Consider the following 17,873-nt stretch of genomic DNA (forward strand, 5'->3'; position numbering starts at 1 on the left):
AAGTGGTTGCACCGATTTAAATGCGAAAAGGCGGTTCCGACCAACGGAAGGAAGTGTCTTTTCGCCGCCCGATTTTCCCGTCAGGCGACTTTTATCGGTTGGGTGCGGTAGTCTTTCAGATTGTGGAAAAAACCTCTGTATTCGGTCATTCCGTTGCGGAATAAGTTCCATAGTAAAGAGCAACCCATTTGGGTCAATGATGAATTGATAAACAATTCCTGTTTTTCCAATGCTTCAGCAAGTGAACAACTTGGGGTGTTGTCCTGTTGTTCAGATTGCTTCAGCAAATCACCAAATTCTTCGGTAACAAATGGCAGGCTTGCCACCGTTTCGTATTTTTCTGAATTGGGTTGTTTAATAGTTCCTATTGTAGATAGTAACACTTGCCCTGTGTGCCTGCTGTTCCCAAAATCTAACCAATACTTTGGTTCATCTCGGCTGTAGTTTCTACGGTAGCTGATTTCCTTTAGAATTTCGGCTACACCAAACCTTGTCTGTACATTATCCACACACGTAATATAAATAGTGGATTTTGCATTTTCGGGTAATCGCCCGAATTTATCCTTTTCAAACTTTTGGGTTTCTGCTTTCCAACTTGTACCCGAAAAGCGGTTGGCTCGGTTTACTAGTGATACGGATTTGTACAATCCTGTTTCGCATTCTGCAAAACGCTGTCTGCCTAAATTGGCACTTGTGATGATGTCATCATCCCAAAGTCGGACTTGTAACCCTGCGTGTCCCAATTCAATTAAGCTGTGGTTCATTTCCATTAAAGCTGTCAATACCTTTGACCCTGTGCCACCTGCTCCGATAAGGTTTACCGTAATGGGATTGGTCGGATTGATCAGATAATTATCCGTAAAATGTATTTTTGTTTTCTCGGTATTCATCACAATAGATTTTTAAGGGTTTTGTTGGTCTTTTTCAATGTTTCTTTCGGAAAGGGTTTATCCGTATTGATAAGGTCTTTCCAAAGGTTTACAATATTCGTTTTGGTTAAGTTTTCGCATAATGAATGACTGAAATAGGAATTGAAAAAATAATGCTCCCAAGCCTGTATAAATTCCTCAACCGAAGCCGAATTTTTAATATCAATGCTTACCGTTCCCATACATACATTGCCCTTTTCGTAGATATTGAAGAAAGGTACATAGTGCAAAGGTGTTTTTTCGGTGGGTCTTCTGTCGTTTGCCAAAGCAAAAACAGTCAGACTGGTTTTACTCGCTAACCAAAGCATTGCGGGTACTTGTGCCTTTCCGTTGGGTATGCCCAGACTATCGACAAAATACAGTTGTTTTTGCTGTGATTTGGTGTACCATAGCACCTTACCTTTATCATTGCTCGGATTGATGTGCAGAATGTTAGTCGGCAAAATTCCCTTCGGTTTTAAAAATGCCTTACTCTTTTCTTCATCAGTCTGTAAAGACTTTGCCAATACTTCGGCTTCCTTTACGCTCAATGGGTGTGCATTAACAGGATTGCCATTTTTATCCATATCAAAATGCTCAACATACATTGTCTTTTCCGTTCCTTTGGCTTCATAAAAAACCAAAGCAGATTTTGGCAGGTACAATGTTCCAAAATTCCCTGTTATGTCGTTTACGCTGTTCATTACGTTGTGGTTTTAATAGTTATACAATAGCGAACACAATTCGTCTAACAAGGCAAAAAGACGGTTTTCAAAATCAAGGTTGGTTGCGGTTATTTCGCTACCGTCAAAGGTTTTGTGAATGGTAGGTTCTTCCATTGTTCCGCACTCGTTAAATTCATTGTTGATACTATCGGTAAGGTTTTCATATAACCAACCTTTAGTGTCTGCTGTAAAAGAAATGTACTTTTCCATTCCGATAGCTTCATTTTCGTAATCATCGTTATAAGGGTCTTGTTCGGGTATGGGTGCATTTCTGAAAATACTTGCTGTCGGATATTCCGTATAAAGGGCAAAGGCATTAGAAGCTATCTGCCAACATTCGTTGTCAAATGTATTACGGCTTTTGAAACGGCTTAAACGCTGTTCAAATACCGTTAAATTGATGCGGTTATATAGTTTCTGTTCTATATTGTCGCCAATTTGCTCCGCCTTGTTCAACTCATTTTTGTAGGTATCTGTTTCTTCTGTTTCGTAATCATCCTCTATCCAATCTTTGTGCATTTCGTAGAGCCAATACAAATAGCTGTTTTCCTGTCTGTAATAAGGAATGTCGGCAATGTGATAGAGGTAACTGCAAACTGAAATCAACAATTGGGCGTTCTTTTTATGCTTCGTATTGTGCAACATTTTAAAAAGTGGCAGGATTGGAATATAATAAAGGGTTGTGCCTGTATCATATCTTTCCTCACTCACAAAATAGGTTTTCTTACTGTCCTGTATCAATTTGAAATTATCCCAATTTGCATTGGTACGTTTTAGTTTGGCTTCAATATCCCACATACCCAAAGCAATATTGTACGGAAATTTAAAATCTTTGGTATTCATTGTTTCAATGCTGTAATGCTCGGCAAGATTGGAAAGGGACTTGTAAAAATCCCTCTCCGTTTTTGCGGTTTCCTTAAAAGCCTGTACGGTTTTCGTTTCTTTCAGTTTAGGCAGGAATACCGATTTTAAAAAACCATTGGTAGCATTGCAATCGGTACGGATTTCTGCTTGTCTTTCCGCACTTCGTTTGCATCTTTTGGTCTTTGCATCCAATGGGCAAACTCGCTCAACTGTCGGTGCAATTGCCGTTGGCGTTTCTGTTCGGGTATGCTGATAGTTCCCGATATGATGTTGCGTTGCATAATTCATCGTTTTTGATTTTTGGTTTAACCTTTCGTTCCCATTACGCTTTCAAATTTGTATTCTACCGCATCATCTTTGATTTGTGGTGCGGATACTTTTGCGGTTGTAAGTATCGGGTACATATTGGCGTAAAAATTCATTACTGCTTCCACACTCCAACGTGGTTCGGGGTCGGTCAGTCTGATGTCCTGTCCTTTATCTTTGAGTATAAAAACTCGTTCTAATCGCGTTGCTAATAACATACTATTCGTTTTTAATCGTTAATATTCTGTTTCTTCTTCCTCTACTTCATCAATGGGATAATCTGCCGTAACTTCTTCCGCTTGTTTTGGCTCTTGCGGTTCGGGTGTTGGTTCGTCCATTGCTCCGAATAGGCTCGGTGTAGCGAATTTGTCGGACAATGATGTTTTGCGTTTGCGTATTTCGTCCGCTTTTTCGGGAAACTCGGTAATGTCGGGTACTTTAATCCACGCTTCACGGAACTTGCCCTCTTTTTCGAGTTCGTCCACTTTTGCCATACCGTCTTTGTATTTTTTGTCTTTGGCTTCTTTTTCCTTTTTGGCTTTCTCGGTTTTTTCTTTCTCCATTGCCGATTGCTTTTTGACTTCTTCCATTTGTTTTAGGAACTTTTCCATATCCACCATTACACCCGAAACGGTTTTGACAGGTGCTTTTATCTGCTCAAAAAATCCCTCGTCAAACTCTTGGGGTGTGGCGTTGAACGTCAATGGGGGAATGAGGTTTTTGGCACTATCTCCGCATTGCTCGTTATTGAGCAATACCGATACGATTAGGTTATTTTCTGCTCCTTTGGAAATGTTCAGTTGCAATACTCCTGTAAAATCCAACTGCTGTATCTGATTGAAAAAATTTGTGTTCATTGCTCTTAAATTTTAATGTGTTGTTACTTGTTCTTTGATTGCTGTTAGTTTCTCGTACATATCCGTCCAATAGGCTTTTTGCCTTTTGTCAAACTCCGAAAAACTTTTGTCTTTGTGCCTGTATTCCTTGTAGTCTGCCGTTATTCTTATGGCTTCGTCAAGGTCTGTTACTTCAATTAGGCAACCGTTTAAATCTGTTATTTACATTGCTATCCTGTTAATTTTTGATTTCTGCTATTTGGTCAATTCTGCCGTAAACAATGCTTTTAAGACTTGTTTTGTCGGGGGCATTGTATTCGTGCCAACTGTCGTACTGCTTAACCAAATAGGTTTTCAGCACATCCTCAAACCCAAACCGATAACCCTGCAAGGGAACTGCTTTTTTGAAAAAGGCATTTCGGTTTACGGCTTCTGCAAGCCAATTTTTCTCGGCTCTGTTCATCTTTTCGCCCTTGTTCAGTTTTTCCCTTAACACGTACACTTTAGCGTATTGCAGGGATTGTAATTCGGGTACATCGTGACGGACAAACTTTGTGGCTATTGTTTCAGTTTTCATTGTGCTTGGTTTAAAAGTTGATGATTTTTAATTTTCCGCTCCAACAAGGTTTCCAATATTTCACAGTCGCTACCGTATTCCTCACCCTCGAAATGATAGATGTCGGTTTCTTCTTCAAACTGATAGGCTTCAAAATCCTCATCTTCCAAATAAATATCTGTGAGTAGCTTGTCATAGAATGTTGACTTACCATATACACCATTTCCCAATTCCTCATAGTCCTGTACAAAATCAACTTCGTACTGTTCTGCTATCTTTTTCAAAACTTCGGTATTGGGCGACCATTTTGTTTCGTATTGAAAAATCCCTTTATCTCCCTCGTTCCAATAGATGTTGAAGAAATAACCGCCATTGTTGTCCTCTACGAAATCGGGCAATTGTCCGCATTCTTCTTTTTTCTGTTTTTCAGCCATTGCCTTGAATAGCTGTTGTATCTGTTCGATTGCTTCGGGTCTTCCCTCGAAAACAACCGCATTGTTACACCAATTTGCCATAATCAAATGTTTTATTGTTAGTTAATCTTCTGCGGTATAAACCCCATTTACATAGTAGCCGTGCGACTTTTCCCAAAGGCGTATTAAACCGTCCGTATCTATGTAGAAATGCTCTGTACGATTGCAGTAAATAATAAATATGCTTTCGTCTTTGTGCTTCTTTTCAAGGCTCTTGGCTCTCGCCCGACTTTTTGCTTCCCCAATTGTTGTTGCTTTCATATCCTGCTGTCTTGTATCGTTAAAAATTTCTACTATACCCACAATGGCACATTCGGGACAACCCTCTGCGGTTGTTATCTGCTGTATAGCTCCCTGCTTTCCGCTTAGTGATACTACTCTGAGCGTTGTTGTGCCTGTGTCGTGTTTCAGCGTTGCTTTATATATTCCTATTGTCATTGTTTTAGTTTATAGTAGGCTACCACCGATTAAGGCGGTAGCCTGTTGTTATTTAATTAAGGTTTAGGATTTCCGCACCTTCCGAAGCAAAGGCGGTACACAATTCAAATGCTTTCTGTGATTTGAGTTGAGCCGTTCCACCTAAAACAATGGATTGTAGTTTGGCTTCGTTGTCTTTGTAACTGCGTACATTTTGGAAGTAGCCTGTAACAGCGTTGTACGCTCCGAACAAAGTGCCTTTGGTGGTGTCCATTTGTTGGGTATCGCTTGTCATTGCATAGAGAAAAGCATTATCAACGGTGTTTTTGAACACGGTGGACATTTCATCCTCCGCACCTTTTTGGATAAGGTCAAGCGTTTCCTTGTTTGGACAAAGTGCCAATTGGATTAGTTTTCTTACTTCTTTATCTGTGGCTCTTACCTTTGTCCAATCATTAAAAATGCCCTCTAATTGGTCGCTCAATGTGTTTGCCAATCCCATAATCTTGTGGGCGTTCTCAATACGCTGTTTTGCTCCCGAAGTATGTTTGATACGGACAACATTGGTCATAGTACGTAAAGAAGCATTAAGGGTGTTTTGGCAAACGATACGGATAGGTGTAAACGCTGCCGTAATACTTCCGCTACCATCGTGCGAAGTGGTAAGGAAAATGTATTTTTCGGTTACATCATCGCCATTGCCTACACGGATATAGTCGGGCAATTTGGCTGTGATAAAAATGCGTTCTCCTTTGCCTAATGCTCCTGCGGTTTCGTATAGAATACCCTCACCACCGCCTACAATAGCATCAAAGAAATTAAAGGCTTCACGGTTTTGTACGATATGGTAATCTTTACCCACTACGCCCAATACAGTATTGTTATCGGTGCGAATGTTGGCAAAATAGTTGGGCACTTCCAATTCGCTACTGCCTATTTCTATGCCGTTGGCTGTTTCGATAATGTCCGAACCTTTGGTAAATAGTGGGGATTTTACGACTTCGTAATCTAACCCAGCGTGTTTGATTGCTTCCTCGCTCGTTGGGTATTGCTCCACGATTTGCCCCAAACCGTGCCACGCTTTTTGCTGTACTGAAAAGAAACTGTGCTTTCCTGTTCTCTCATTGAAATAAATATTATGTGCCATTTTGATAAAATTTTGATGTTAAAAAATGATTGAATACTCGTTTAGTTGTTAGAATGGTAGGTCGTCCTCTGTTCCCTCTGTTGTAAATCCGTTGCTTTCAGATTGTGCAGTAGCCTGTACGGTTTCGGCTCTGTTTCCACCTCCGTGCAGTTTGATTTGTGAGGTATGGAAATTCAGACCTGCTTTTGCTTCGCCCTCTTTGTTTACCCACGCTCTCGGACTTACTCGTCCTGTGAGTTCTACCAAAGTGCCTTTTGTCAGTAGCCTTGCCACGTTTGCGGTTATCCAATAGGCACAATCGAAGTAGGTGGTTTGCTCTACTCGTTCGCCCTGTTTGTTCCGATAGCTGTCGTTTACCGCTACTGAAAAGTTTACTACCTGTTTTTCGTTCGACAATGTGCGTACTTCCGCATTTCTTGTCAGTCTTCCTGTAATGTTCATCTTCTTTGATTTTTAGTTATTGATTTCGATTTGATTTTTTTTGATTTATTCGGCAATGGGAGGAGGTGCTGTTTCGTTTCATTACCATTTTCAATGCTTTTAATCTTCGTATCTGACATTTTTTTTATTCGTTTAAAGAGCCGGAGTATGCTATGTTTCGTTTCACGAGCATAAAAGGTTCGGGTTTAGCCGACACAAGGTTTTGGAAAACAAATACTACCCAAGGGGTGGAGATTTTTTTCCAAACTTGCGTGACCTTTTGTCGGCGTTAAGAACACGGAAATACCTTTGCTCTTGAAATGGGACAAAAAAGCATACGGCACTTTGGATAAAAACTATTGTGGAAGCCTAAGAAGATGGCATTGGAAAATGGTTCGTAGTGATTTGAAATAACACTTCCAATTAGCTGGATTGATAAATGTTTTTTTTCTGTGTGGCTTTGACAGCCACATTACCAGGGATTTTAAAAATGTTGTAAATGGCTTTAGCGGAGATGGAGCATTTTTCAAATGGCTGTTTCAGAAGTAGCCGAAAAAACTCTTTTACAGTGAGGGAATAGGAAAGCGGTAAATGTGCTTTGGCTATCAAAAAGTTTGGGCAAAAAAAAACAGAGCCGTCAAGCTCTGTTCTATAAGTTGTGTTGGATTTAATTAAATAGCTACCGTTAAAAACGCATCTTCCATAGCCTTAAACTTAGGCGAAACCAAATCCATATCCCTGCTGATTTTTTGGCTGGTAATCTTTGCATAAATCTGTGTAGTAGAAATATTTTTATGCCCCATCATTTTGCTAAGGCTTTCAAGCGGTACACCCTCTGTTAAGAACATTGTTCCGAAAGTATGCCTTGCCGTGTGGAAAGTTACTTTTTGTTCCGTAATAATTTCTGCTTTCTCAATCAATTTACCAACGTGAGTATTGCAGGTCGCATTGGTCGGAACCGGAAAGATAAATTCATTACGGGTTGCACCCTGATACTTTTCAATGATGCGTTTCGGGATTTCCATTAACCGAACATTGGAAGCAACATCTGATTTCTTTCTCCTGCTGATAATCCACTGATGACCGTCAAAGAAAGATTGAATATTGTTCCTTGTCAATTTTTTAATATCCGCATAAGCAAGCCCGGTGAAACAACTGAAAATAAACAGGTCTTTTACAAGTTCGTACCGTGGGTGTGACGGCATACACATCATCAATTTTTCTACGTCTTCTTTTAGAATATAACCCCTGTCGGTTTCTTCCATACTAATTTCGTAATCCTGAAACGGATTATTACGTATCAAGCCCTTCTTAATAGCTAACTCCACCAGACTTAATACAGGCATTGTGTAAACCCAAACCGTATTATGTGCACACTGTAAATCGTACCGGAGGTAAAAATCAAACTCACGGATAAAATCGGCAGTCAATTCCCGAAAAGCCATATCATCACGATGATAGCGTTCTTTTATAAACGTGCTAAGATGGTTGTAAACTGTGATGTACTTATTATAGGTGCTTTCAGACCGTTCTTCTTTTTCGACCAATTTTTTAAAATCTTCATTTTGGTCGTTGAACACTTTCAATATGGCATCATCCATTACACCAACACCCAAAAACGAAAGTTTTACTTTCTGTGCGGTTGCAAAGCCCTCGTGCTTCAGCATATCTTCGTATATTTTGTCGATACGCCCACGTATGTTGTCCAGCTTTTTGTTAATGCCCAAAGCTGTGGCACTCTTGCCTTCAACTCTTCCGTATTTTAAATCCCAATTGTTAGGGTCAATTTCTAACTTTGTTCCCAAAGTTTTAGCTGTTCCATCAATGGTAATACGTGCCATAATCGGGGCGTTACCATTCTTTTTCAGTTCGTTCTTTTTCAAATAGAAAAGCAGTTTGAACGTCGATTTTTTTGTCTGCTCCATAACTCAAATGTTTAATGTTTAAAATTAAATTACATTGAGTTACAAGGAAATATAAAAATGGGTGCAAAACGCTGAAATATAATCAGTTAAGTTATATAGTTGCCTTTATCAATCGGTAACGAATTAGTAACCTAACCTTGTCGTTTTAAGCCCAAAACCTATCAGACACCGAGTTCCAAACTAAGACTACTATTTTATAAAGCATTGTATAGCAACGGTTCTAACCGTTTTGCTTACTTTTGCTTTTTACTAATCTTTTTTAATGAAAATAAAAAGCTAATGTTAACTTCAAACCCAATAAAAAATCATTCTTCGCATTATGGATAAGATTAAATGGGGAATAATTGGTTGCGGCGATGTAACCGAAGTAAAGAGCGGACCTGCCTTTAACAAGGTTCCGAATTCATCATTAGTAGCAGTAATGCGAAGAGATGCTATTAAAGCGGCAGATTATGCAAAAAGACACGGTGTTCCGAAATGGTACAACGATGCAGATGCATTAATTAATGATCCGGAAATAAATGCGATATACATTGCCACTCCGCCGCTGCAACATGAAGAATATACCATAAAAGCACTTGCAGCCGGAAAACCAGTTTATGTAGAAAAACCAATGGCTTTAAACAGCGCTGCTGCTAAGCGTATGGTGGCTGCAGCAAATAAGTACAACGTGAAATTAAGTGTAGCTCATTACCGGAGGGAGCAACCTTTATTTATAAAGATAAAAGATCTGTTAGAGAATAAAATTATTGGAGATATTCGTTTTATCGATCTAAGAATGCTACAATCTGAAAAAACAGATCTTATTGCAAAATCTGACTACAATTGGAGATTGGATCCCGGAATTGCCGGAGGTGGTTTATTTCACGATCTGGCCCCGCATCAGCTCGATTTAATGCTATACTTCTTCGGAAAAGTAAAGAATTTTCACGGCGTATCATTAAGCCAGGCTACCGATCGGGAAGTGGATGATTTAGTCACGGGGCATATCTTATTTGAAAAGGGCATTATTTTTAATGGCACTTGGTGCTTTACGGTGGCCGATGGCGAACAGCAGGATGTTTGTAATATCTACGGATCAAAAGGAAAAATCAGTTTCCCAATGTTTGGTCATCAGATTAAACTTACTGTAAATACTATTGTAGAAACACTTGATTTTCTGCCTATAGAACATGTAGAACAACCCATGATTGAAAAGGTAGTGGCTTATTTTTTAAATCAGGCGGACAACCCCTGCAGTGGAGAAGAGGCTATAAAAACGATGGAGTTATTAGATGGCTTTACGTACAAGTAAAAATTATAAGCTAAGTAATTGTAAAATTACACTTCAATAACTAAACTATATTTCAGTATTTACAATTATACATTGTTTTCTATTAAATTCGTTTTTAACTTTGTTCTGCTAAACAAAAGCGTAAAAGTATTTTAGCCAAACAACTCATCCCATCAATATGAAAAAGTTCTCTCTCCTATTTTTGATCGTTCTGGCGGCTGGCGTTGCCAAAAGTCAAACATTAATATTGGCTAAAGATGCCGCTCAGTATATCGGGAAAACTGTAAGCGTATGTGATTCTGTGTATAGCTCAAAGTTGTTGGATAATTTAAGTTTAATTAATCTAGGTGGAGCTTATCCAAATGAGGTTTTAACAATCGTAATCAATAAAGAAGATCAGGCCAAATTTACCTCTGAGCCATCGGCAATGTTTATCGGAAACAATATTTGCGTAACTGGCGTGGTTTCTGAGTTCAAAGGAAAACGCCAGATCGTGGTTACTGATCCAAAACAAATTGTAGTCAAATAATAAGTTTTAAAACGAACGGATAATTAATCATCTAATGTTGGAAGTACTCCCATTTTGGCTGCTTCTATAAATAATGTTATTTGATTGACACATAATGCCAGTTTTTCCTTGATCTGGTGTTCCCAAAATCGCATTACAGTATAACCTTTGGCAATCAACAGTTCATTTATCTCCTGGTCTCTCTGCATATTTCTTTCAATTTTTGGAATCCAGAAGTCTACATTTTTTTTAAATGCTTGTTTTTTCTCTTCCCATTGGTAACCGTGCCAAAAATCGCCATCAACAAAAATTGCTAAACGATATTTATTGATAACCAAATCTGGCTTCCCCGGAAATCCTTTTGGATGAATTCGAAAGCGAATGCGTTTAGCCCATAACGCTTTACGTAGTTTTAATTCAGGACCACTATTTTTTCCCCTGTTCTTAGCCATCGTTTTGCTGTGCTGTGGAGTAGTGTAAAAACCAGCACTTTCTTCAAAGCGGGGAACTTTAATTTTGCTTTTGTTAGTATATGGCTTAGTGTCCATAAACAATAAACCATTAAAGTTTAGCTATTGTTTACTGAAGAAGTTAAAAAGAGGAAAATCGAATCAACCTGATTGCCTCCTTTTTTGAAGGAGGTCAATTTCGGTTGGAGCGTTAATTTTTGGGAATATAACTTTAAGAATGATTTTTCTGTTGTTACTGATTTTGGCCTTTCAGCTGGCAGATCACTAAATCTGCCAACTATAAAAGCATAGATATCCTTACTATCTGATGTGAAGATTGTAAATCAATTTTAAATCTCCTAACCGTTTATACATAAAAGCATTTTTCCTTGATAGATTGCATCATTTCCTTTATGGATTTAAAACCAGATGCTGGTGTTTAACTTAAATTTATTGCTGCAAACATTTCTTTTACCCTTCGTGTTATCAATACATCAGAAAAGGCTTGATCAAATGAAGAAACTAATTTACCTATTGTTACTATTTTGGGGAGTAACAAACACGAACATTATGGCGCAAGGCATTAATCAGGATACCACCAAAAGATATATCAAAATACCAACAGGTTTTTTAATGGTATTACGGCAAGGAGATGACGTTTTAGCACATCTGGAAAATTTAGCAAACCAGGAAAACATCCCAAGTGCAAATTTTTCAGGAATGGGATTTGTAAATGCAAAATTTGGTTTCTTTAACTTCAAAACAAAAGAATATGAACCAAAAGAATTTAAAGATGTAGAACTGGCAAGCATGAACGGTTCAATTGCCTGGCAAAACGGAAAAGCGTCTCTTCACACGCATGGCGTTGTAACAGGCAAAGATTTGAAAGCACATGGTGGTCATTTATTAGCTGCAACCGTTGGTACCGGATCGGTAGAAATTATGATTACGGTACATCAACAAAAACTGGAAAGAATAAAAGAAGAGCCCCTGGGTGCAAATGTACTTAACTTAGGTAATTAAGTTTTTGCATAAATGATAAGGTACAATAATTAGAAAACGATAGTTTTGAGAAATTCATTTCATCTATCATGCAGATAAAACGCAGCACCTTAAGTATTATACTTACTTTACTTATTTTAGCCTTTACCCTACTCAGCATTTTCATTGCGCACAATCCAATAATACCGCTCGATATAAAAATCTCGTTATTGATACAGAAATATCAGGCAAGCTGGCTGGATAAAACCATGCTGGCCATTAGCTTTTTCGGAGAACTTCCTTATTCCTTATTATCTGTTTTAATTGTCGCGGCGATATTTTACTGGAAGAAGTTCAAGCGTGAAGCACTGTTTATTTCCACCATTTTATTTTCGGGATTGATTATTTTAGGAATAAAAAATGTAATCAATCGTCCCCGTCCTACTACATTTTATGTAAGATTGGTGGAGGTTAATAGATTTCAAAGTTACCCAAGCGGGCATGTACTTTCCTATGTTTTGTTTTTTGGTTTCCTGATTATACTAATGAACAAGCTCAAAGACATCCCCAAAACAACAAGAAACATAGTTACTTATATCTCTGCTTTCCTTATGATTTTTATTGCCCCATCACGGATATATTTAGGAGCCCATTGGTTCACTGATACACTATGTGGATTTTTGCTGGGATTGATCTGTTTGTTCCCATTGTGTTATTTTTATTTTAAAAAAGGCACATTAAAAACTGATCAGCTTTAGGCTATCCATCTATTTCTCTTTTTTTCTGATTCTACTCAATGTCTCAATCCTCATCCCCAGGTAGGTTGCTAAAAATTTAACAGGCACTCTGTTTTTCAGGTTAGGATAAATTTTCCGGAATTGATTATATCTTGCTTCTGCCGATGGAATTCTTGATAAAATTGCTCCTTCTTTCGACATATGGAAGTGAATAGCCAATAATTTTCTACCCAAGATATTTACATCAGGATATTGAAGGTACAGTTGATCTATTAAACTATGACTAACAACCAGCAATTTGGAATCTTCGAGTGCCTGAAACTGTTCCTGATAAACGGGCTTATCCGGGTAAGAGTTGCGAACATGGCCGATTAAGTAATTTTCCTCCATAATTGAAGTTGTAATATCTCTCCCATTATCAACAATAAAACCCCTTACTATTCCCTCCAGGATGAAAAACACACCATCTTCCCCTTGCTTAATGGGACAAGGCAATACCTCATTCTTTTTCAGGAACACTTTAAAAGTTTCCTGTTTAGTTAAAGCAATAACCTCTTTACCTAATGGATGAATATTGTTTAAAAATTCGATCAAATGCTCACTATCGTCTTTTATTACACTCATAAGTTCATCTATTAATATCCTGAGACCATTAACGTTGCAATGTATTATTTGTAAAACAATTTTCCAAATACAAAACTTTTAAATGGAGGGCTTGCTATGGCAATATTAACCCGGGTTTGAATCATTAAACTAAATTTAATATAATCATTAAAAAATTCTGATAATTTTGCTTCCATGATGGATAAAAAACCAAAAGCATTTCTCTTCGACCTGAATGGTACAATGATTAACGATATGGAATTTCATAATCACGCATGGCATTCTATATTAACAAAAGATTTAGGTGCAAGCATAAGTTTCGAGGCAGTAAAAAAAGAAATGTATGGCAAGAATCAGGATTTGTTGGAAAGAGTTTTTGGTGTTGGCCATTTTTCTCAGGAACAAATTGATCAGATTTCAATAGAAAAAGAGCATCGCTATCAGGCAGCATACAAAAAACACCTGAGCTTAATTGCGGGTTTGGCTGATTTTCTGGAAAGTGCAAAGAAATCAGGAATATTAATGGCCATTGGTTCTGCTGCCATCCCTTTTAATATTGATTTTGTTTTAGATAATTTACAGGTACGCTCGTACTTTAAAGCCGTTGTGAGTGCAGAAGATGTTTTGAACAGTAAGCCTGATCCTGAGACATTTTTAAAAGGAGCAGCTATTTTAGGTATTCCGGCAGATGAATGTGTGGTTTTTGAAGACGCCCCAAAAGGTGTAGAAGCTGCTCAGAATGCAGGAATGAAATGTATTGCTTTAACCACCATGCACCATGCAGATGAATTTTCTGCTTACAACAATATCATCGCTTTTATTGAAGATTATAACGATCCGGTTTTAAAAAGCTTATTTTAAAAAAACGGACCGTTATTAGCAGTCCGTTTTTTATAGATATTATACGTGGAGCCGGTTTCTAATTAGAAAACTTATAAATAGAACTCGTTTTATAAACCTGCCCTGGCTTTAGCACTGTTGAGGGGAAAGCTGGTTGATTAGGAGAATCAGGAAAATGTTGGGTTTCCATGCAAAACGCGGTTCTGAAATCATCTTTAGCGCCTGTTTTAAACGTATTTTTACTTTGCATGAAATTACCACTGTAAAACTGTAGCCCTGGCTCCTCGGTATAAATATCCATTACAATACCTGTTTTATCTCCTTTAACACTGGCCGCATGAAACATGTTCATCGCTTTGGTTTTATTTAAAACATAATTGTGGTCATAACCTTTGCCATAAGTGAGCTGCTCATTTTTATTATTAATACGGGCACCAATTTTTGTAGAACTGGTAAAATCAAAAGGAGTGTCTTTTACTTTTTCAATTTTACCCGTCGGGATAAGGGTCGAATCAACAGGAGTATATTCATCGGCAAAAATTTTAACTTCGTGATTTAGAATATCGCCACTTCCCTCTCCATTTAAGTTAAAAAAGGCATGATTGGTTAAGTTTACAACTGTTGGCTGATCTGTTGTTGCCTGATAATCCATTTTCAATTCGTTATCATCAGTTAAAGTGTACGTTACTGAAACTTTCAAATTACCTGGAAAATTCTCATCACCATCTTTTGATAAATAATCGAACTGAACAATGTGATCATTAATCTGTTTTGCATCCCAAACCACATATTGATAACCTTTTTTACCGCCATGTAGTGTGTTTTGGCCATTATTTGTAAACAATGAATACTGTTTGCCGTTTAATGTGAACTTGCCTTTAGCAATTCTATTTCCATATCGACCTATCGTTGCCCCAAAATAAGGCTCTGTTGAGGTTTCATAATCACTTACACTTTTAAATCCCACTACAACATCAATTAATTCTTTATCCTTATTGGGAATTAGTAAACTTATCAATCGGCCTCCATAGTTGGTAAAAATGGCTTCTGCATTATTTTTGTTTCTTAATGTATAAAGGCCGGTGCTCTTTCCATCAATTTCTTTTTGAAATGAATCGGCAACTAATTTAACCACTGCAGCAGAATCAGCTACAGTTGATTTTTTACTTTCCGACTGGCAGGAAACCAATCCTAAAACTGCAATGGCCAGTAAGCCATTTAAAGATTTCAACATCGTCATATATTAATTTGGTTAGATCATTGGGTTGGTAACAACCATTTTAAAATTTATCAATACAAATAAAACGATTTAGAACTAAATTAAGATCATTTTCATTGTATTTATTATGTTATCAATTATAGGCTTATTGTTATGGCAATCTCGTGGTTGTTCATATCGAAAACCCAAAAGGAAATCGCCACGATTATTACCAATGAAAAATCGGAGAATATTCTTGCAAGGACGATGTACGAAAATATTCCGCGTAAATGCGACAGAAAAAACTTAACGCGAAATATTTTAAATTTTAATTCAAATAAACATAGGTAATCCCATCCCCACCTCTATCAGCATGTTCATCTTCCATTCTATTCACCTGGCTGTATTTACGAAGATACTCCCTAATCATTTTCCTGAGGATACCATCGCCCTTTCCATGAATAATCTTAATTGATGGAAAACCAAGCATAATGGCTTTATCAAGATACTTTTCTACTTCAAATAAAGCATCTTCTGTACGCTTGCCGCGAAGATCCAATTCAGCCTTAAACCCTGAAACTGCATCATTCATTCTGCCGGCAAAAGAACTACCACTACTTTGAATAACTTTTTTAGCTTCTTTATTGCTGATTTTTTGAACGCGATTCTTTTTTACATTAGAACGTAAATCACCAATGGCTAAAACCAATTCATTGCGATTGATTTCCAGAACCTGACCTGTGGTTTCACTATCTGTAAATTTTACCCAGTCACCAACTTCAATTTCTCCATCAACAACAACTTGCGATGGTTTTGGTCGTTCTTTCGGAATACTATTTTTAACCAATTCACGCTGCAAATTCTGACGGAGTTCTTTCGTAGCAAGTTTATCAGCCTGCTTTTCTTTAATTTCAGCAATAGTGTTTTCAACAAGCTTATTAGCGCTTTTAATAATATTTTGAGCTTCCTGTTTGGCTTCTTTGATTAAAACTTTTCTATTCTCCTCTAAAAATGCTTTTAATTTCTCATTCTCAGCAACTAAATTTTTAGCTTTATTCTGTTGATTAGCCAAGCTGACTTTGGCATCATAAACATTTTTCTTTTCACGTTCCAGATCGACAAGCATTGTATCTACCCGATTTTGATTCGACCCTGTTTTTTCTTTAGCTAACCGGATAACTTCTTCCGGCAAACCGATATTCTGAGCAATTTCAAAAGCATAAGAACTTCCGGGTTTACCCATTTCCAAAACATACAAAGGCTTCATTTTAGCATTATCAAAAAGCATCGACGCATTTTCTAATCCAGGTGTGTTCCCCGCAAAAAGTTTTAAATTGGAATAGTGAGTGGTAATCACACCGCGAACCTTTTTATTATTCAAAACTTCCAGAACAGCTTCAGCCATGGGTCCGCCGAACTGCGGATCAGTACCTGTACCAAACTCGTCAATTAAAACCATTGTTTTTGGAGAGGCATGCTCAACAAAATAACGCATCTTTTTTAAATGCGCACTGTAAGTACTTAAATCGCTTTCGATGGATTGATCATCTCCAATATCAGCAAAGATATTTTCAAAAATACCAACCTCACTATTTGCATCAACTGGAATTAATAAACCGGTTTGTAACATAATTTGCAATAAACCAACCGTTTTCATGCAAACAGATTTACCGCCTGCATTCGGCCCCGAAACTAAAACCACCCGGGTTTCTGCATCAATATGGATATTTAAGGGCGTAACCGTTTTTTGTTCAGCAGCAAAAGAAATGGATAGCAAAGGATGCCTTGCGTTGATCAACTTCGTTTTAGGTTCTTTAAGCAAACCGGGCATTTCTGCCTCAATATCCATAGCAAATAAAGCCTTCGCCCTAACAAAATCCAGTTTCGTTAAAAATCCGTGATAAGATAATAGCAAGGGCGAATACGGACGTAAATCATCGGTTAAAGCAATTAATATTTTAATGATTTCTCTGCGTTTATCAAATTCTAAATCACGAAGCTTATTATTTAACGTAAAAACTTCTTCCGGCTCAATATAAACAGTTTGGCCAGTTGCCGATTCATCATGCACAAAACCTTTCAATTTTCGTTTATTTTCAGCCAAAACAGGAATACACATCCGCCCATCGCGAATGGTTAAACTACCATCGGCCACCCAATTATTGGCTATGGCCTGTTTATAAATGGAGTCCATTCTTTTACGAACATCTTGCTCTGTTCTGGAAATTGCTGAGGTAATTTCCTGAAGTTCTTTCGAGGCATTTGGCTTTATCTTGCCTTTAGGATCAATAACCGTTTCAATTTTGCGAAGGATATTTTTTTCAATAGGCAAATGTTCAAACAAAGCTTCCAGCGTAGGGTAAACTTCTGCTCGTTCTTCAAAAAAACGCAAAACTGAAAAAACAGTTTGCAAAGATGTATATACTTGGAACCACTCATCTTCTAAAAGATAAGTACCTTCTACCCTGATTTTTTCAACCAGTGATTTAATATCAAAAAAGGTGTTAATTTGTAATGGCTCCTGGTTTTGCAGGATACTCTTAAACTCATTGGTTTGGCGTAAAAATTTATCGATTTGATCAAAACGGTTCATTACCTGCATCTTTTGCACCATTGCTTGCCCCATCGGGCTTAAACAATGTTTGCTAATCAGCTGTCTTATCTCTACAAATCCTAAACGTTCTAAACAATTTTCGGGATATAACAT

The 17,873-nt window shown here is 37.7% G+C and carries 20 protein-coding genes; 5 read left to right on the plus strand and 15 right to left on the minus strand.

Translation table 11 applies throughout. From position 1 onward, the window contains the following. Positions 1–80 precede the first annotated feature (80 nt). From DU508_RS03885 to DU508_RS03945, 11 genes are all read right to left on the minus strand, one after another. A complete protein-coding gene (locus DU508_RS03885; RefSeq protein ID WP_115401508.1) occupies positions 81–890 on the minus strand; it encodes a PRTRC system ThiF family protein in 810 nt (269 codons plus the stop codon). Beyond that, positions 890–1,612 carry a PRTRC system protein B gene (locus DU508_RS03890; protein ID WP_115401509.1) on the minus strand — a complete coding sequence of 241 codons (723 nt, stop codon included), beginning with the start codon at positions 1,610–1,612 and terminating at the stop codon, positions 890–892. Before DU508_RS03890 ends, DU508_RS03885 begins: the two co-directional genes overlap by 1 nt. Before the next feature lie 12 nt (positions 1,613–1,624). Continuing rightward, entirely contained in the window at positions 1,625–2,785 is a 1,161-nt protein-coding gene (locus tag DU508_RS03895; protein WP_115401510.1) for a hypothetical protein, read from the minus strand. Positions 2,786–2,802: 17 nt separating this feature from the next. Next, positions 2,803–3,021: a PRTRC system protein C gene (locus DU508_RS03900; RefSeq protein ID WP_115401511.1), complete on the minus strand. Its 219-nt coding sequence runs from the start codon at positions 3,019–3,021 to the stop codon at positions 2,803–2,805. 18 nt (positions 3,022–3,039) lie between these two features. Beyond that, entirely contained in the window at positions 3,040–3,660 is a 621-nt protein-coding gene (locus DU508_RS03905; RefSeq protein ID WP_115401512.1) for a PRTRC system protein E, read from the minus strand. Positions 3,661–3,877: 217 nt separating this feature from the next. Further along, positions 3,878–4,216 (minus strand): molybdenum ABC transporter ATP-binding protein, encoded by a 339-nt coding sequence (locus DU508_RS03915; RefSeq protein WP_115401513.1) that lies wholly within the window; start codon positions 4,214–4,216, stop codon positions 3,878–3,880. Further along, positions 4,213–4,710 (minus strand): DUF1281 family ferredoxin-like fold protein, encoded by a 498-nt coding sequence (locus DU508_RS03920; RefSeq protein WP_115401514.1) that lies wholly within the window; start codon positions 4,708–4,710, stop codon positions 4,213–4,215. The genes DU508_RS03915 and DU508_RS03920 overlap by 4 nt, the downstream gene beginning before the upstream one ends. 21 nt (positions 4,711–4,731) lie before the next feature. Further along, positions 4,732–5,106 carry a hypothetical protein gene (locus DU508_RS24035; protein WP_233509387.1) on the minus strand — a complete coding sequence of 125 codons (375 nt, stop codon included), beginning with the start codon at positions 5,104–5,106 and terminating at the stop codon, positions 4,732–4,734. Positions 5,107–5,158: 52 nt separating this feature from the next. Further along, positions 5,159–6,232: a DUF932 domain-containing protein gene (locus DU508_RS03930; RefSeq protein WP_115401515.1), complete on the minus strand. Its 1,074-nt coding sequence runs from the start codon at positions 6,230–6,232 to the stop codon at positions 5,159–5,161. 48 nt (positions 6,233–6,280) lie between these two features. Next, positions 6,281–6,673 carry a single-stranded DNA-binding protein gene (locus tag DU508_RS03935; protein ID WP_115401516.1) on the minus strand — a complete coding sequence of 131 codons (393 nt, stop codon included), beginning with the start codon at positions 6,671–6,673 and terminating at the stop codon, positions 6,281–6,283. A gap of 650 nt (positions 6,674–7,323) precedes the next feature. Further along, positions 7,324–8,577 carry a site-specific integrase gene (locus tag DU508_RS03945; RefSeq protein ID WP_115401518.1) on the minus strand — a complete coding sequence of 418 codons (1,254 nt, stop codon included), beginning with the start codon at positions 8,575–8,577 and terminating at the stop codon, positions 7,324–7,326. A 319-nt stretch (positions 8,578–8,896) separates the two neighbouring features. Here DU508_RS03945 and DU508_RS03950 point away from each other — a divergent pair, with 319 nt between their 5' ends. Both DU508_RS03950 and DU508_RS03955 read left to right on the plus strand, forming a co-directional pair. Continuing rightward, complete coding sequence (locus DU508_RS03950) at positions 8,897–9,871, plus strand: Gfo/Idh/MocA family protein (RefSeq protein ID WP_115401519.1); 975 nt, start codon at positions 8,897–8,899, stop codon at positions 9,869–9,871. A 157-nt stretch (positions 9,872–10,028) separates the two neighbouring features. After that, positions 10,029–10,379, plus strand: a complete 351-nt coding sequence (locus DU508_RS03955) for a hypothetical protein (RefSeq protein ID WP_115401520.1) — start codon at positions 10,029–10,031, stop codon at positions 10,377–10,379. Positions 10,380–10,402: 23 nt separating this feature from the next. Here the strand turns inward: DU508_RS03955 and DU508_RS03960 are convergent, their stop codons facing one another. Next, a complete protein-coding gene (locus DU508_RS03960) occupies positions 10,403–10,906 on the minus strand; it encodes a very short patch repair endonuclease (RefSeq protein WP_115401521.1) in 504 nt (167 codons plus the stop codon). Between the two features lie 414 nt (positions 10,907–11,320). Here DU508_RS03960 and DU508_RS03965 point away from each other — a divergent pair, with 414 nt between their 5' ends. Continuing rightward, positions 11,321–11,830: a PPC domain-containing DNA-binding protein gene (locus DU508_RS03965; protein ID WP_115401812.1), complete on the plus strand. Its 510-nt coding sequence runs from the start codon at positions 11,321–11,323 to the stop codon at positions 11,828–11,830. A 68-nt stretch (positions 11,831–11,898) separates the two neighbouring features. Further along, a complete protein-coding gene (locus DU508_RS03970) occupies positions 11,899–12,546 on the plus strand; it encodes a phosphatase PAP2 family protein (protein ID WP_115401522.1) in 648 nt (215 codons plus the stop codon). Positions 12,547–12,555: 9 nt separating this feature from the next. On the opposite strand, the gene DU508_RS03975 is transcribed toward DU508_RS03970, so the two are convergent. Beyond that, positions 12,556–13,149 carry a Crp/Fnr family transcriptional regulator gene (locus DU508_RS03975; RefSeq protein WP_115401523.1) on the minus strand — a complete coding sequence of 198 codons (594 nt, stop codon included), beginning with the start codon at positions 13,147–13,149 and terminating at the stop codon, positions 12,556–12,558. Positions 13,150–13,326: 177 nt separating this feature from the next. Between DU508_RS03975 and DU508_RS03980 the strand changes: the two genes are divergently transcribed. Then, a complete protein-coding gene (locus tag DU508_RS03980; RefSeq protein ID WP_115401813.1) occupies positions 13,327–13,989 on the plus strand; it encodes an HAD family hydrolase in 663 nt (220 codons plus the stop codon). A 58-nt stretch (positions 13,990–14,047) separates the two neighbouring features. Here the strand turns inward: DU508_RS03980 and DU508_RS03985 are convergent, their stop codons facing one another. Beyond that, a complete protein-coding gene (locus DU508_RS03985) occupies positions 14,048–15,202 on the minus strand; it encodes an aldose epimerase family protein (RefSeq protein ID WP_115401524.1) in 1,155 nt (384 codons plus the stop codon). Positions 15,203–15,494: 292 nt separating this feature from the next. Beyond that, positions 15,495–17,873: an endonuclease MutS2 gene (locus tag DU508_RS03990; RefSeq protein ID WP_115401525.1), complete on the minus strand. Its 2,379-nt coding sequence runs from the start codon at positions 17,871–17,873 to the stop codon at positions 15,495–15,497.

It is taken from the genome of Pedobacter chinensis (genome assembly GCF_003339865.1).
Taxonomy (GTDB): domain Bacteria; phylum Bacteroidota; class Bacteroidia; order Sphingobacteriales; family Sphingobacteriaceae; genus Pedobacter; species Pedobacter chinensis.

Coding starts and splice junctions, on each gene's coding strand:
- DU508_RS03975 (WP_115401523.1), bottom strand. CDS start 13,149: ATGAGTGTAATAAAAGACGATAGTGAGCATTTGATCGAATTTTTAAAC.
- DU508_RS03985 (WP_115401524.1), bottom strand. CDS start 15,202: ATGTTGAAATCTTTAAATGGCTTACTGGCCATTGCAGTTTTAGGATTG.
- DU508_RS03895 (WP_115401510.1), bottom strand. CDS start 2,785: ATGAATTATGCAACGCAACATCATATCGGGAACTATCAGCATACCCGA.
- DU508_RS03900 (WP_115401511.1), bottom strand. CDS start 3,021: ATGTTATTAGCAACGCGATTAGAACGAGTTTTTATACTCAAAGATAAA.
- DU508_RS03935 (WP_115401516.1), bottom strand. CDS start 6,673: ATGAACATTACAGGAAGACTGACAAGAAATGCGGAAGTACGCACATTG.
- DU508_RS24035 (WP_233509387.1), bottom strand. CDS start 5,106: ATGACAATAGGAATATATAAAGCAACGCTGAAACACGACACAGGCACA.
- DU508_RS03970 (WP_115401522.1), top strand. CDS start 11,899: ATGCAGATAAAACGCAGCACCTTAAGTATTATACTTACTTTACTTATT.
- DU508_RS03955 (WP_115401520.1), top strand. CDS start 10,029: ATGAAAAAGTTCTCTCTCCTATTTTTGATCGTTCTGGCGGCTGGCGTT.
- DU508_RS03890 (WP_115401509.1), bottom strand. CDS start 1,612: ATGAACAGCGTAAACGACATAACAGGGAATTTTGGAACATTGTACCTG.
- DU508_RS03885 (WP_115401508.1), bottom strand. CDS start 890: ATGAATACCGAGAAAACAAAAATACATTTTACGGATAATTATCTGATC.
- DU508_RS03965 (WP_115401812.1), top strand. CDS start 11,321: ATGAAGAAACTAATTTACCTATTGTTACTATTTTGGGGAGTAACAAAC.
- DU508_RS03980 (WP_115401813.1), top strand. CDS start 13,327: ATGGATAAAAAACCAAAAGCATTTCTCTTCGACCTGAATGGTACAATG.
- DU508_RS03915 (WP_115401513.1), bottom strand. CDS start 4,216: ATGAAAACTGAAACAATAGCCACAAAGTTTGTCCGTCACGATGTACCC.
- DU508_RS03960 (WP_115401521.1), bottom strand. CDS start 10,906: ATGGACACTAAGCCATATACTAACAAAAGCAAAATTAAAGTTCCCCGC.
- DU508_RS03920 (WP_115401514.1), bottom strand. CDS start 4,710: ATGGCAAATTGGTGTAACAATGCGGTTGTTTTCGAGGGAAGACCCGAA.
- DU508_RS03945 (WP_115401518.1), bottom strand. CDS start 8,577: ATGGAGCAGACAAAAAAATCGACGTTCAAACTGCTTTTCTATTTGAAA.
- DU508_RS03905 (WP_115401512.1), bottom strand. CDS start 3,660: ATGAACACAAATTTTTTCAATCAGATACAGCAGTTGGATTTTACAGGA.
- DU508_RS03930 (WP_115401515.1), bottom strand. CDS start 6,232: ATGGCACATAATATTTATTTCAATGAGAGAACAGGAAAGCACAGTTTC.
- DU508_RS03950 (WP_115401519.1), top strand. CDS start 8,897: ATGGATAAGATTAAATGGGGAATAATTGGTTGCGGCGATGTAACCGAA.
- DU508_RS03990 (WP_115401525.1), bottom strand. CDS start 17,873: ATGTTATATCCCGAAAATTGTTTAGAACGTTTAGGATTTGTAGAGATA.